Genomic DNA, 13,661 nt, shown 5'->3' on the forward strand with positions numbered 1-13,661 from the left:
AGCAGGATAGCTTATCGGTAGCTAACCGTCCCTCCATCCACATGACCAAGCGTTGCACTTATTATCTGAATTCGCGTTATAAGTTTATTTTTATGACTATTACTAAGGGAAATTACTTTCGCGCGGCGAAGCGGGGAATTTTACTTAATTCATTATATCAGTACTGTTTTTGCGGGTTTTTTATTCGTTGCCTCACTGTGTCATAAAAGTACCAAAAACGTTTCAATGAAGTTAATTAAAGCAAACACAAAAAATGTGGTTTTTTTACAATTTGAAATAACTCTGTCCCTATGATGAAGGGAATGTTGTTCGATAACCACAAGTTATTAACGTTGTTTTTACTTTTAATTTTCTGGCAAGTGAGAGTCGTAATGCTATGCTCCTTCAAAAAGAAACTACCCGCCGTAAGTTTTTACTCGGGTCGCTAATGGCTTTGCCGCTTGGCGACATGGTATTTAAAGGTCTGACCGCTGCCCAGGCAGCAGAAATGGCCGCACCTGACCTGATGACCTATCAGCCGGTATTTTTTACCGCTGAACAGTGGCAATTTATGCTTGCCGCCTGCGATCGTTTAATTCCTGCTGGCGGTAAAGGTAATGCGCCTAGCGCACTGGAAACCAATGTGCCGGTATTTATCGACCAGCAACTGCATGGCGATCTCGGTAACGAAATCTATATGCAGGCGCCGTTTGAGCCACACGCCCCGGCAGAAATGGGCTATCAAATCCCATATCGTCCCCAGCAAATCTTCACCACCGGTATTGAACTCACCAACCGCTGGTGTCAGCAGACTTATCAGAAACCGTTCCATCAGTTGTCAGAAAAAGACAAAGATGCGGTGCTGACACAACTGCAAAAAAACACCATCGACTTCGCCAGCCTTGGCAAAGACGACCTGAAAGCCTCGAAGTTTTTCGGCGACCTGCTTTCCGAAACCAAACACGGTTATCTCTCCGATCCGATGTACGGCGGCAACAAGGGAATGAAAGCCTGGATTGCCATCGGCTTCCCTGGCGCGCGCGCCAGCTATCTGGAATGGGTCAAGCAACATAACGTCCCGTATCCATTAGGACCGGTAAGCATTCAGGGCCTGCGCGCCTGATGCGCTGAGGTTTTTTTCCGTTTTTGCATTTTGACAGGGTTAACCATGGCACTGGTAAATAAAGAAGAAGTCGACGTCGTCGTCGTCGGCCTGGGTTGGGCTGGCTCAATTATGAGTATCGAGCTGGCAATGGCGGGGCTGAAAGTACGCGCACTGGAGCGCGGCCCGGATCGTGATTACAGCGAATTCGCGTATCCGAAACCGGCAGATGAATACGCCTACGCGGTACGTAACAAAGTGATGGCCACGCCTGCGGAAGCGGCGGTGACTGTGCGCCACAATATGAGTCAGACCGCGCTGCCAACGCGCAAATGGGGCGCATTCTGCCCGGGCAATGGCGTTGGTGGTTCCGGTCTGCACTGGACCGGCGTGCTGATTCGTCCAACACCCACCGATATCAAACTGAAAACCTACGCAGAGCAGGCGTATAAGCCGGGTATTCTGGCGCCGGAAATGGAAATAGGTGACTTCCCGTTCACCTGGGATGAAATCGAACCTTTCTACGATAAATTTGAACGTATCTGTGGTCAGTCGGGCACTACCGGCAACCTGCGCGGACAGATTCTGGAAGGCGGCGACCCGTTTGAAGGCCCGCGTTCCAATCCGTATCCACTGCCTGCGCTGGATGACACCTTAAATAACACCATGTTTGCTGAGGCGGCGAAAAAGCTCGGTTACCATCCGTTCCCGAACCCTTCCGCCTGCGTCTCGCGTCCGTGGACCAACCCGTATGGCAACCAGATCGCGCCGTGTAACTACTGCGGTTACTGCAGTAAATATCCGTGCCTGAACTACTCGAAAGCCTCGCCACAAACCGCCGTGATGGACGCACTGAAACGGATGGATAACTTCTCCTATGAAGTGAATGCCAACGTGATGAAAGTGGTGCTGCACGACGATAAGAAAACCGCGAAAGGGGTGATCTACATCGATGCGAATGGCAACGATTGCTTCCAGCCGGCGAAGATTGTGGTGCTGGCCAGCTTCCAGTTCTGCAACGTGCGTCTGATGCTGCTGTCCGGTATCGGTCAGCCGTATAACCCGATCACCAACGAAGGGGTGGTGGGACGTAACTACGCCTTCCTCAGCAACGGCGGCGCGACACTGTTCTTTAAAGACAAGAACTTCAACCCGTTTGCCACCGCAGGCGCTACCGGCCAGATGTTCAATGATATCTCGCCAGGCAACTTCGATGGCCCGTCACTTGGTTTTATCGGTGGCGCGAAAATCCACAGCTCGCAGGCGACCGGTACGCCAATCAGCACGGCACTGCCAAAAGGCACGCCAGGCTGGGGTGCTGGCTGGAAAGAGGGGATGGAAGAGTGGTACGGCCATTCGATGAAGATCAGCATCACCACCACCTGTATGTCGTATCGCGATATCTATCTCGATCTCGATCCGAACTACAAGGACGAGTATGGCTATCCGCTGCTGCGTATGACCTTCGACTGGAAAGAGAACGAGCTGAAACTGCAGCAATATCTGCGTGGCATCGTCGGTAATATCACCAAAGAGCTGAACCCGGACAGCTACAGCGAAAGTTTCCTCGGTATGGATGCGCACTTCGATCTGACCAAGTATGTCTCCACCCACAACGTGGGCGGCGCAGTCATGGGCGATTCCCCGAAAACCTCGGCGCTGAACCGTTACCTGCAGAGCTGGGATGTGCATAACGTGTTTGTGCCGGGCGGTAACGCCTTCCCGCAAAACTTCCAGGCGAACCCGACCGATACCATCGGCGCGATTACCCTGATGGCGGCGCAGGCAATTAAAGAGATCTATCTGAAAAATCCAGGCCCAATGGTACAGGCATAAGTGAGATGAAAATGATCAAGATAACGCATTTTTGTATCGCCAGTGCACTGCTGGCCGGGATGGGGATGGTCACCAGTGCACAGGCCGATGACGCGCAGCTGATCAAACAGGGTGAATATATTTCACGCCTGGGTGACTGCAGCGCCTGTCACTCTATCCCGGGCAAGCTGGAATTTTCTGGCGGGCTGGCGATTGAGTCGAATCTCGGCACCATTTATTCGACCAATATCACCCCGGATAAAGAGCACGGTATCGGCAATTACACCGAACAGCAGTTCAGTGACGCGGTACGTAAAGGCGTGCTGCCGGATGGCACGCGTCTTTACCCGGCAATGCCGTATCCTGACTATGTCAAAATCAGTGATGAAGATATGCACGCGCTGTATGTCTACTTTATGCAGGGTGTGAAGCCGAGCGCTGAACAGCCGCCGGAAACCGATCTCAGCTTCCCGTTCAGCCAGCGCTGGGGCATGCGTTTCTGGAACTGGGCGTTTACCACGGATAAAACGTTCCAGCCGATTGGTGGCGCGTCTGCGGAAATCAATCGCGGCGCGTATCTGGTGGAAAGCCTCGGTCACTGCGGCAGTTGCCATACGCCGCGTGGTCTGGGCATGAACGAGAAAGCGCTCGACAGCAGCGACGCGGATTTCCTCGCCGGTGGCAACCTGAACGGCTGGGATGTGCCATCGCTGCGCGGTATGCCGCGCTGGAGCGAGAAGGAGATCGTTGACTATCTGGCGACCGGTCGTAACGACAAAGCGGCAGTGGGCGGTGAGATGAAAGCAGTGGTTGAACACAGCACATCGTATATGACCGATGCCGATTTGCAGGCGATTGCCTCGTATCTGAAGTTCCTGGGCGGCAATCCACCGCTGGCGCAGCGCAATGAACAAGCGGTGCAGGCGACGGAAGCGAAGCTGACTGCGGCGAAGAACCTGACGACCGGCGAGCGCCTCTACCTCGATAACTGTGGCGCCTGTCACTTTGTCACCGGTAAAGGTGCACCGGGGATCTTCCCGGAGCTGGATCAGGCAACGATTGTTAACGCGCAGGACCCGGGTGGTCTGATTCATACCATTCTGGCAGGCGCTCAGCAGCCATCCACCGCGAAAGCGCCATCGACACTGGCGATGCCTGGCTTTGCTAACCGTCTCAGCGATGAAGAAGTGGCGCAGCTTGCGACCTTTATTCGTCAGGGATGGAGTAACAAAGCGCCGGCAGTCAGTGCCGATCAGGTAAAAGAAGTACGTGAAACGCTGAAGCATTAATAGGCAAAGCGCTCTCACATGGTGTGAGAGCGCTTAAAAAAGACCAAAAATATAACAAATATTAATATTTTTTATATTGTCTGCTCCCGGCCCGTCCCGCTTTTTTCTCTCCGCCCCCTGATTTTGTCATTTTTTCGCTGGTTTTCTTTGTCTGCGCCTTTTTCTTAATCTTCCGCTAAGAAATTGTCTTTATCTTGTTTTTCATGCTGAATTGATCGCGAAATCACCGCCTAAACAGGTGAAACCGATCCCTGTCGTCTGGTTAACTCGCCATTTAACCATTGCCATTTATAGTTTTCGCTTTGCTGATCACATAAAAGGTGCGCCATTCAGCTACACCTTACCGCACGAAACATCAAAATAACCTGGTGAAATAGTTAAAAGGGTCTTGTTTATGACGGGGTTTTTACCGTTTTCCCGCCCGCAGATGGGAGAGTCTGAGTTACGCGCTGTGAGTGACGTCTTGCAGTCAGGATGGATCACCACCGGACCAAAAAATCTGCAACTGGAACAGGCTTTTTGCGCATTAACCGGTAATCAGCATGCGATTGCCGTCAGTTCCGCTACCGCAGGCATGCATGTGACGCTGATGGCGCTCGGCATTGGGCCGGGGGATGAGGTGATCACGCCGTCGCTCACCTGGGTTTCTACTCTGAATATGATTGTCCTGCTGGGCGCGCAGCCAGTGATGGTGGATGTGGATCGCGACACCCTGATGGTGACGCCCGCGCTGATTGAAGCGGCGATTACGCCACGCACCCGGGCGATTATTCCGGTGCATTACGCGGGGGCGCCAGCGGACATCGACGCCATTCGTGCGCTCGGCGCGCGTTACGGTATACCGGTGATTGAGGATGCTGCCCATGCGGTTGGCACCCATTACAAAGGCCGTCATGTTGGTGCGACAGGCACGGCGATTTTCTCCTTTCATGCGATTAAAAATATCACCTGTGCAGAAGGCGGGCTGGTGGTCACCGACGATCAACAACTGGCGGATCGCATTCGCAGCCTGAAATTTCATGGCCTTGGCGTGGATGCTTATGACCGTCAGATGCACGGTCGTGCGCCGCAGGCCGAGGTCATCACACCGGGTTACAAATACAATCTGGCGGATATCAATGCGGCGATTGCGCTGGTGCAGCTGGAAAAGCTGCCGCAGATGAATGCCCGTCGCGCCGAACTGGCGAACCGTTATCTGCAGGCGCTGGCAGATACGCCTTTTCTGCCGCTGTCGATTCCTGACTGGCCGCATCAGCATGCCTGGCACCTGTTTATTATCCGCGTTGACGAACAGCAGACAGGTATCAGCCGTGACCAGCTGATGGCTGAACTGAAAGCCCGGCAGATTGGCACCGGGCTGCACTTTCGCGCTGCGCATACACAGAAGTATTACCGCGAGCGCTTTCCTTCTCTCTCACTCGCCAGTTCCGAGTGGAACTCTGAGCGAATCTGCTCACTCCCGCTATTTCCAGGTATAACTGATGACGACAGCGAGCGGGTGATTCATGCACTGCAGGATATTGCCGGGAAAAAACGATGATCAGCAATGAACCGATTACCAAAGTTTCGATAGTTATTCCGGTATTTAATGAAGCGGAAAGCCTGCCAGAGCTGATTCGACGCACCACGGCGGCATGCCGTACCTTGCCGATGGACTATGAAATTCTGCTGGTGGATGACGGCAGCAGCGATGATTCTGCTGAGCTGATGATGGCGGCGGCGGAGCAGGAGGAAAACCGGATTATTGCGGTGTTGCTGAACCGTAATTACGGCCAGCATTCGGCGATTATGGCGGGTTTCAGCCATGTCAGCGGCGATCTGATCATCACGCTGGATGCGGACCTGCAGAACCCACCTGAAGAGATCCCCCGGCTGGTCAGCACCGCCGCGCAGGGTTATGACGTGGTTGGCACTGTGCGTCAGCAACGGCAGGACAGCTGGTTTCGTAAACGTGCGTCGCGGCTGATTAACCGTCTGATCCAGCGCACCACCGGCAAGGCGATGGGCGATTATGGCTGCATGTTGCGCGCTTATCGCCGCCATATTATCGACGCCATGCTGCACTGCCATGAGCGCAGCACCTTTATTCCGATTCTTGCCAACACCTTCGCCCGGCGGGCGACGGAAATTCCGGTTGAACACGCTGAACGTGAATTTGGCGATTCAAAGTACAGCTTTATGCGGCTGATCAACCTGATGTATGACCTGATCACCTGTCTGACCACCACGCCACTGCGCATGCTCAGTGTCTTCGGCAGCGTTATCGCGCTGGCGGGGTTCACTATCGCGCTGTTGCTGATTGGTCTGCGCCTGTTCCTTGGACCACAGTGGGCAGCGGAAGGCGTTTTTACCCTGTTCGCGGTGCTGTTTATTTTTATCGGCGCGCAGTTTGTCGCCATGGGACTGCTGGGCGAGTACATCGGACGCATTTATAACGACGTCCGGGCTCGTCCGCGCTATTTCATTCAGCGTGTGGTGTCGCACGCTTCAACTTTACAGGACAAACAGCAATGAAAGCCGTGGTCTTTGCTTATCATGATATGGGTTGCGTGGGCATCAATGCGCTGGTCGCGGCGGGTTATGACATCGCCGCCATTTATACGCATGCTGACAGCGTGGGGGAGAATCCCTTTTTTGCCTCGGTCGCGCGAACCGCCGCCGAGCTGGGCATTCCGGTGTTTGCGCCGGAGGATGTCAATCATCCGCTGTGGGTGGATCGGATTAAAAGCAGTGCGCCAGAAGTGATCTTCTCTTTCTATTACCGCAACCTGCTGTGCAGCGACATTCTTGCCTGCGCGACACAGGGCGCATTTAACCTGCATGGTTCATTGCTGCCGCATTACCGCGGTCGCGCGCCACTGAACTGGGCGCTGGTTCACGGTGAAACGCAGACCGGGGTGACGCTGCACCGTATGACGCCGCGGGCTGATGCCGGGGCGATTATTGCCCAGCAGGCGGTGGCAATTGAGCCTGAAGACAATGCGCGCACGCTGCACGGCAAACTGAATGCGGCAGCGGCGACGCTGCTGGAAAATGCGTTGCCTGAGATTGCCCATGGCGAAGTGACGGAGCAGGAGCAGGATGAAAGTCAGGCCCGTTATTTTGGCCGCCGCACGCCGGAAGATGGCCGCATCGACTGGCAGCAGCCCGCCGCCGTGATTCACAACCTGGTGCGTGCTGTCACCGATCCCTGGCCGGGTGCATTCAGCTATGTTGGCGCGGCGAAATTTATCATCTGGCGTTCCCGCGTGCGCAGCGATTTCCCTGCGGTTAAACCGGGTACGGTACTGTCTGTTCAGCCACTGGTGATCGCCTGTGGCGACCAGGCACTGGAAGTGGTGACGGGTCAGGGGGAAAACGGCGTCTATATGCAGGGTAGTCAGCTGGCGCAGACCCTGGGTCTGGTCACCGGGGCATTGCTGCACAGCCAGCCGACGGCGGTGGTACAGCGGCGCACCCGGGTGTTGATTCTTGGGGTGAACGGTTTTATCGGCAACCATCTCACGGAACGTCTGCTGCACGACGACCATTTTGAGGTGTATGGTCTGGATATCAGTTCTGACGCCATTAACCGTTTTATCGGCCATGGGCGTTTCCACTTCGTCGAAGGGGATATCAGTATTCACTCGGAATGGATCGAGTATCACATCAAGAAATGTGACGTGATCCTGCCGCTGGTGGCGATCGCCACGCCGATTGAATATACGCGCAATCCGCTGCGGGTGTTTGAACTCGATTTCGAAGAGAACCTGAAGATCATTCGCGACTGCGTGAAGTACAAAAAGCGCATTATCTTCCCGTCGACCTCGGAAGTGTACGGCATGTGCAGCGACCCGCGGTTTGACGAAGACAGTTCGAATCTGATTGTCGGGCCAATTAACAAACAGCGCTGGATCTATTCGGTTTCCAAGCAACTGCTGGACCGGGTGATCTGGGCTTATGGCGAAAAAGAGGGGCTGCGTTTCACCCTGTTCCGGCCATTCAACTGGATGGGACCACGGCTGGATAACCTGAATGCCGCACGTATTGGCAGTTCGCGGGCAATTACCCAGTTGATCCTCAATCTGGTGGAAGGTTCGCCGATCAAACTGATTGATGGCGGCGCGCAGAAGCGCTGTTTTACCGATATTGCCGACGGCGTCGAAGCGCTGTTTCGCATTATTGAGAATAAACAGGGCAACTGTGACGGACAGATTATCAACATTGGCAACCCGGAAAACGAAGCCAGTATCCGGCAGCTGGCAGAGCAACTGCTGGTGAGTTTTAACCGCCATCCATTGCGCGATCAGTTCCCGCCGTTTGCCGGTTTCCGTGAGGTGGAGAGCAGCAGCTACTACGGCAAAGGGTATCAGGATGTAGCGCATCGTAAACCCAGCATCCGCAACGCCCGTCGCCTGCTCGACTGGACGCCTGTCGTGGGGATGGAGCAGACCATCGACAATACGCTGGATTTCTTTTTGCGCACGGTAGATGGCGTGGATACGCCAGTATGAGAAAAGTGGGCTTACGTATTGATGTCGATACCTGGCGCGGCACCCGTGATGGCGTGCCGAACCTGCTGCGCCTGCTGCGTCAGCATGGGGTACAGGCGAGTTTTTTCTTTACCGTTGGCCCTGACAATATGGGGCGTCATCTCTGGCGTCTGCTGAAACCAAAGTTCCTGTGGAAGATGCTGCGCTCCCGCGCAGCATCGCTGTATGGCTGGGATATTCTGCTGGCAGGTACAGCCTGGCCGGGGCGCAATATTGGCATCGGTCAGACGGATGTGATTCGCGCCGCTGTCGCCGACCAGCATGAAGTGGGTCTGCACGGCTGGGATCACTTCGCCTGGCAAACCTGGGCGGGTGTGTGGCCGCCAGAGCAACTGCATCAACAGCTGCTGCTGGGTTGCGAGGCGCTGAGCCGGATTATCGGCGCGTCGGTGAGCTGTTCCGCTGCGCCCGGCTGGCGTGCCGATCAGCGGGTGGTGCAGGCGAAACAGGTCTTTCACTTTCACTATAACAGCGACTGCCGTGGTGAACGGCCTTTCCGGCCATTGCTGGCGGATGGTCGTCCGGGCACGGTGCAGATCCCGGTGACACTGCCGACCTGGGATGAGGTGATTGGCAGTGAGGTAACGGCGGAAAATTATAACGCCTTTATTCTCAGTCAGATCCATCAACAACCGCATACGCCGGTGTATACCATTCATGCTGAAGTGGAAGGTATTGCGCTGCGCGACAGCTTCGAACAGCTGCTGGCACAGGCGCAGCAACAGGGGATTCAGTTTTGTCCGCTGAGTGCGCTGCTGCCTGATGACCTGCAAACGCTGCCGACGGGGAAGGTGGTTCGCGGCACACTAAGGGGCCGGGAGGGCTGGCTGGGATGCGCACAATTATCAGAGTGATGATGCAATGAAGAGCCTTAAAATTGCCGTACCGCTGCTGTTGCTGTTTGCCTGTTACTATCTGATTCCGGTTGAGTTTCGTTATTTATGGCAACCCGATGAAACGCGTTACGCCGAAATAAGCCGTGAGATGTTAGCCAGCGGCAACTGGGTCGTGCCGCACTTCCTTGATTTGCGTTATTTTGAAAAGCCGGTGGCGGGTTACTGGATCAATAACCTTGGCCAGTGGTTATTTGCCGACAGCAATTTTGCCGTGCGTTTCGGTGCGCTGTTCTCCACCATTCTGACCGCGCTGCTGGTGTACTGGCTGACATGGCGAATGCAGCGCGAGCGCCAGACGGCACTGGTGGCGGCGGTAATTTACCTCAGCTGCCTTGAAGTGTATGGCATTGGCACCTATGCCGTGCTGGACCCGATGATCACGCTGTGGCTGATTGCGGCGATGTGCAGTTTCTGGCTGGCGGCACAGGCAACATCGGTACGGGCAAAGGCTGCGGGTTATCTGCTGCTGGGGCTGGTGTGCGGAATGGGCTTTATGACCAAGGGTTTTCTCGCGCTGGCGGTGCCGGTGCTGGCGGTGCTGCCCTGGGTGATACAACAACGTCGCTGGCGGGAACTGTTGCTGTTTGGGCCGCTGGCGATTGTGGGCGCGGTTGTCATCAGCCTGCCATGGGCACTGGCGATTGCCCGCCAGGAACCCGACTTCTGGCACTACTTTTTCTGGGTTGAGCATATCCAGCGTTTTGCCCAGGCGGATGCGCAGCACAAAGCACCATTCTGGTATTACCTGCCGGTATTGCTGGCGGGCAGTCTGCCCTGGCTGGGGTTGTTGCCGGGCGCGCTGTGGCGTGGCTGGCGTCAGCGGCTGCAGGATAACGGCAGCCTCTACCTGCTGGGCTGGGTGCTGATGCCACTGCTGTTTTTCTCTGTTGCCAAAGGTAAGTTGCTTACTTATATCCTGCCCTGTTTTGCCCCGCTGGCGATTCTGATGGCGGTGTATGTGTGTCAGGCGCGCGAAGGAACGGCGAGAGCATTACGCGCCAACGGCTGGATCAATCTGCTGTTTGGCGTAGTGTGCCTGCTGGCGGTGCTGCTGATACTGGCCCCCTGGAGCCTCACCGGGCATCCGGTGTATGGCGTGCATGAACTGACCCGGGTGCTGCTGGCCGCGGGGATCTTCCTGTTCTGGGCGCTGATGGGCGGGCTGAGTCTGTATGCCACGCCGCGGCGCTGGCCGCTGGCGGTGCTTTGCCCGCTGGGGCTGGCGTTACTGGTTGGTCAGGCGATCCCGCAACGGGTTGAGAACGCTAAGCAGCCACAGGCGTTTATTACTGCTGTACGCAATGAACTTGCCAGCAGTCGTTATATCCTGGCGGACAGTCCCGGTGTTGCGGCAGCGCTGGCCTGGGAAATGAAACGCAGTGATATCAATCTGTTTGAAGAGTCTGGTGAGCTGGCATATGGCCTGCGCTACCCGGATGCCCGTTCACGTCTGATCGATGCCGCCGCTTTCCCGGGCTGGCTGGCACAGCAGCGGCACAGTGGCAGTGTGGCTCTGGTACTGCTGCTGGATCGCGATGATGAAGGCGGCCCGGCCAGTCTGCCAGAGGCTGATGTCGTCTATCGTCAGGGGCGCTTTATGCTGTATCACTACAATCAGCAGCCATGAATATGCTGCTGATTGTTATCGCCAGTCTGTTGAGCTGCGCCAGCCAGTTGTGTCAGAAACAGGCGACGCGTCATGGCGGTGCCAGATGGCGTGCGGGCTATCTGCTGTTGTGGCTTGCTGCCAGCCTGTTGCTGCTTGGCGGGGCGATGCTGGTCTGGCTGCTGGTGTTACAGCAGACGCCTGTCAGTGTTGCGTATCCGATGCTGAGCATGAACTTTATTCTGGTGACGCTGGCGGCGCGCTGGCTGTGGCAGGAGCGCATTACGCTGCGTCATAGCATGGGTATCCTGCTGATTATCGCCGGCATTGTGACGCTGGGCGTGAGCGCATGACCGGCTATCTGTGGGCGGCGCTCAGTATTGTGCTGGTCAGTGTGGCCCAGCTGAGTATGCGATGGGCGATGGTGCAGCTGCCTGCAGTCAGTGATATCACGCTGTTGTGGCAGGCCATGCGTGCGCTGACGCCGGGGGCGCTGGCGCTCGGCGCGGGTCTGGCGGCGTATGTGCTGTCAACCTTGTGCTGGGTGATGGCGCTGCACCGTATCAGACTGAGTCGTGCCTATCCGCTGCTGAGTCTGAGCTATATCCTGGTGTGGGGCGCTGCGTTGTGGCTGCCGGGACTGCAGGAACGTTTTTCCTGGGAGGCGCTGGGTGGTGTGACGCTGATTTTCATCGGGATAGTGCTGATCAGCTGGCCTTCATCGCGCTGACAGGCATTGCTGACGCCAGTCTGATGCAGACTGGCGCAGCGGACAGCAGGGTGCTTAGCGAGTTGCTGCTGCCTGCGGGGTTATCGCCTGAACGGACTCGCGTACAATCAGTTTGCCGCGGAAGGGGGTAAAAGGCGGATTGGTTTTGCTTTCCAGTAAATTCACCAGTCGATCGAGGGTATCTTTAATCATTTCCGCGACCGGTACGCGCACGGTAGTGAGCGACGGAATAAAGACCGACGCCAGCGAAATATCATCGAAACTCAGCAGGGAAATCTGCTGTGGCACCTGGATACCCGCCTGATAAAACGTTCGTGCTGCACCCGTTGCCATATCATCATTGCTGGCGACCAGGGCGCTGAAGGTTACGCCGCTTGCCAGCAGACGCGCCGCGGCATTTTTGCCACTCTCGGGTGACCAGTCTCCGGCATCCACCCGCGCCGGATCGAACGCAATGCCATTGTCACTCAACGCCTGTTGATAGCCGTGCAAACGGCTGTCGCTGGTTGGCGAGCCTGCCACGCCGGTGATCAGCGCGATCTCGCGATGCCCCTGCTGAATCAGATAGTTCACCGCATCATAGCTGTCCTGCAGATGGTCAGCATACACACAGTTAGCCACATGGCGCGTCAGCCGGCGGTTGACCACCATAATCGGCTGCGTATGTTGTTCGATGATCTCATCCATTTCGTCAGGTGTCAGAAAGCGCGGATAGATGATCACGGCATCACAACGCAGATCGAGCAGGAACTGGATCGCCTGGCGCTCTTCTTCAGCACTGTGGCGGCCATCGGCAAGGATCAGCTGGCGGCCGTGGTTTTCCGTCACCGTGGCGGTCTGGAACATCAGTTCGCTGAAGTAGGGGCCATGATATAGCGTATTGGTGATCACCAGGCCGATGCTTTGTGATTTGCGTGTCGCCAGATTGCGCGCCAGCAGATTAGGGCGATAACCGGTCTCTTCAATCGCTTTGAACACGCGATCGCGCGTGGTTTTACTGACATAGCTATTTCCGGCAAGTACGCGTGACACCGTCGCCTTGGAAACTCCGGCCTTTCTGGCCACGTCAAGCATGGTTGTCATACTCGTTTCCTGCATTGAAAAGCAATCGGGGAAGTTTACCGTATCCACCTGGCTGACGAAATATTCACGCAATGTTTTTATTAGCTATGAATTTAATTTTAAATATTATCCTTACTGACTGGGTAATTATTTTTCTGCCTTGAGTATATTTTCTTTTTGACTTCATACACGCCTGTTTGACACTTTTATTAATCCTTTCATGGCCCTTTGCGAAGCGGCTCACAAAATATGAAAACTAATCTGAAACCGGTTGCAGATTCATGGTCGATTTGTCTAAATCAAGGGAAACAACAAGACGGGGGATAGCAAATGAATAAAATACTACTGTGCTGTGCGGCCGGGATGTCCACCAGTATGCTGATGCAGAAAATGGAAAAATCAGCGAAAGAACAAGAGCTTGATGTTTTGGTGGAAGCCGTAAGTTTCGACGACTTCGCCGACAAAATTGATGAGTTTGATGTCTGCCTTCTGGGGCCGCAAATTAAGTATAAATTCGCTGAGTTCCAGACTCTTGCCGCAGAGAAAAACAAGCCAGTTGCGGTAATTAATACCATGGATTACGGCATGATGAATGGCAAGAAAGTGTTGCAGGACGCACTGGCGTTGATCCACTCTCGCGGAGAATAATA

12 protein-coding genes are annotated in these 13,661 nt (G+C 55.2%); 11 read left to right on the forward strand and 1 reads right to left on the reverse strand.

Annotation, left to right across the window (positions count from 1 at the left end):
• Positions 1-376 precede the first annotated feature (376 nt).
• The 10 genes from ACSZO1_RS10765 to arnF all read left to right on the forward strand — a co-directional run bounded on the left by ACSZO1_RS10765 (position 377) and on the right by arnF (position 11,949).
• Complete coding sequence (locus tag ACSZO1_RS10765) at positions 377-1,102, forward strand: gluconate 2-dehydrogenase subunit 3 family protein (protein WP_437612350.1); 726 nt, start codon at positions 377-379, stop codon at positions 1,100-1,102.
• Between the two features lie 45 nt (positions 1,103-1,147).
• Positions 1,148-2,917, forward strand: a complete 1,770-nt coding sequence (locus tag ACSZO1_RS10770) for a GMC family oxidoreductase (RefSeq protein ID WP_437612353.1) — start codon at positions 1,148-1,150, stop codon at positions 2,915-2,917.
• Positions 2,918-2,928: 11 nt separating this feature from the next.
• Positions 2,929-4,185 carry a c-type cytochrome gene (locus ACSZO1_RS10775; RefSeq protein WP_437612355.1) on the forward strand — a complete coding sequence of 419 codons (1,257 nt, stop codon included), beginning with the start codon at positions 2,929-2,931 and terminating at the stop codon, positions 4,183-4,185.
• Positions 4,186-4,579: 394 nt separating this feature from the next.
• Positions 4,580-5,725, forward strand: coding sequence for a UDP-4-amino-4-deoxy-L-arabinose aminotransferase (arnB, locus tag ACSZO1_RS10780; RefSeq protein ID WP_437612357.1), 1,146 nt, complete (start codon positions 4,580-4,582; stop codon positions 5,723-5,725).
• Positions 5,722-6,699, forward strand: coding sequence for an undecaprenyl-phosphate 4-deoxy-4-formamido-L-arabinose transferase (arnC, locus tag ACSZO1_RS10785; protein WP_437612359.1), 978 nt, complete (start codon positions 5,722-5,724; stop codon positions 6,697-6,699). The genes arnB and arnC overlap by 4 nt, the downstream gene beginning before the upstream one ends.
• Positions 6,696-8,678: a bifunctional UDP-4-amino-4-deoxy-L-arabinose formyltransferase/UDP-glucuronic acid oxidase ArnA gene (gene arnA / locus ACSZO1_RS10790; protein ID WP_437612361.1), complete on the forward strand. Its 1,983-nt coding sequence runs from the start codon at positions 6,696-6,698 to the stop codon at positions 8,676-8,678. Before arnC ends, arnA begins: the two co-directional genes overlap by 4 nt.
• The gene (gene arnD / locus ACSZO1_RS10795; RefSeq protein ID WP_437612363.1) at positions 8,675-9,571 is read left to right on the forward strand and encodes a 4-deoxy-4-formamido-L-arabinose-phosphoundecaprenol deformylase; all 897 of its coding nucleotides are present in this window, start codon (positions 8,675-8,677) and stop codon (positions 9,569-9,571) included. The genes arnA and arnD overlap by 4 nt, the downstream gene beginning before the upstream one ends.
• Positions 9,572-9,578: 7 nt before the next feature.
• A complete protein-coding gene (arnT, locus tag ACSZO1_RS10800; protein WP_437612365.1) occupies positions 9,579-11,240 on the forward strand; it encodes a lipid IV(A) 4-amino-4-deoxy-L-arabinosyltransferase in 1,662 nt (553 codons plus the stop codon).
• Positions 11,237-11,572 carry a 4-amino-4-deoxy-L-arabinose-phosphoundecaprenol flippase subunit ArnE gene (gene arnE / locus ACSZO1_RS10805; RefSeq protein WP_437612367.1) on the forward strand — a complete coding sequence of 112 codons (336 nt, stop codon included), beginning with the start codon at positions 11,237-11,239 and terminating at the stop codon, positions 11,570-11,572. Before arnT ends, arnE begins: the two co-directional genes overlap by 4 nt.
• Positions 11,569-11,949 (forward strand): 4-amino-4-deoxy-L-arabinose-phosphoundecaprenol flippase subunit ArnF, encoded by a 381-nt coding sequence (gene arnF / locus ACSZO1_RS10810; protein WP_437612369.1) that lies wholly within the window; start codon positions 11,569-11,571, stop codon positions 11,947-11,949. The genes arnE and arnF overlap by 4 nt, the downstream gene beginning before the upstream one ends.
• Positions 11,950-12,003: 54 nt before the next feature.
• On the opposite strand, the gene ACSZO1_RS10815 is transcribed toward arnF, so the two are convergent.
• Positions 12,004-13,032, reverse strand: coding sequence for a LacI family DNA-binding transcriptional regulator (locus ACSZO1_RS10815; protein WP_437612371.1), 1,029 nt, complete (start codon positions 13,030-13,032; stop codon positions 12,004-12,006).
• 309 nt (positions 13,033-13,341) lie between these two features.
• Between ACSZO1_RS10815 and ACSZO1_RS10820 the strand changes: the two genes are divergently transcribed.
• Positions 13,342-13,659, forward strand: a complete 318-nt coding sequence (locus tag ACSZO1_RS10820; RefSeq protein ID WP_437612373.1) for a PTS sugar transporter subunit IIB — start codon at positions 13,342-13,344, stop codon at positions 13,657-13,659.
• Positions 13,660-13,661: the final 2 nt, after the last annotated feature.

This window comes from Erwinia sp. V71 (genome assembly GCF_965644245.1).
Lineage (GTDB): Bacteria > Pseudomonadota > Gammaproteobacteria > Enterobacterales > Enterobacteriaceae > Erwinia.

Excerpts from the sequence above, each read along its gene's own strand:
- ACSZO1_RS10765 (WP_437612350.1), top strand. The coding sequence starts at position 377 with ATGCTCCTTCAAAAAGAAACTACCCGCCGTAAGTTTTTACTCGGGTCG.
- arnE (WP_437612367.1), top strand. The coding sequence starts at position 11,237 with ATGAATATGCTGCTGATTGTTATCGCCAGTCTGTTGAGCTGCGCCAGC.
- arnT (WP_437612365.1), top strand. The coding sequence starts at position 9,579 with ATGAAGAGCCTTAAAATTGCCGTACCGCTGCTGTTGCTGTTTGCCTGT.
- ACSZO1_RS10815 (WP_437612371.1), bottom strand. The coding sequence starts at position 13,032 with ATGACAACCATGCTTGACGTGGCCAGAAAGGCCGGAGTTTCCAAGGCG.
- ACSZO1_RS10820 (WP_437612373.1), top strand. The coding sequence starts at position 13,342 with ATGAATAAAATACTACTGTGCTGTGCGGCCGGGATGTCCACCAGTATG.
- arnD (WP_437612363.1), top strand. The coding sequence starts at position 8,675 with ATGAGAAAAGTGGGCTTACGTATTGATGTCGATACCTGGCGCGGCACC.
- ACSZO1_RS10775 (WP_437612355.1), top strand. The coding sequence starts at position 2,929 with ATGATCAAGATAACGCATTTTTGTATCGCCAGTGCACTGCTGGCCGGG.
- arnF (WP_437612369.1), top strand. The coding sequence starts at position 11,569 with ATGACCGGCTATCTGTGGGCGGCGCTCAGTATTGTGCTGGTCAGTGTG.
- ACSZO1_RS10770 (WP_437612353.1), top strand. The coding sequence starts at position 1,148 with ATGGCACTGGTAAATAAAGAAGAAGTCGACGTCGTCGTCGTCGGCCTG.
- arnA (WP_437612361.1), top strand. The coding sequence starts at position 6,696 with ATGAAAGCCGTGGTCTTTGCTTATCATGATATGGGTTGCGTGGGCATC.
- arnB (WP_437612357.1), top strand. The coding sequence starts at position 4,580 with ATGACGGGGTTTTTACCGTTTTCCCGCCCGCAGATGGGAGAGTCTGAG.
- arnC (WP_437612359.1), top strand. The coding sequence starts at position 5,722 with ATGATCAGCAATGAACCGATTACCAAAGTTTCGATAGTTATTCCGGTA.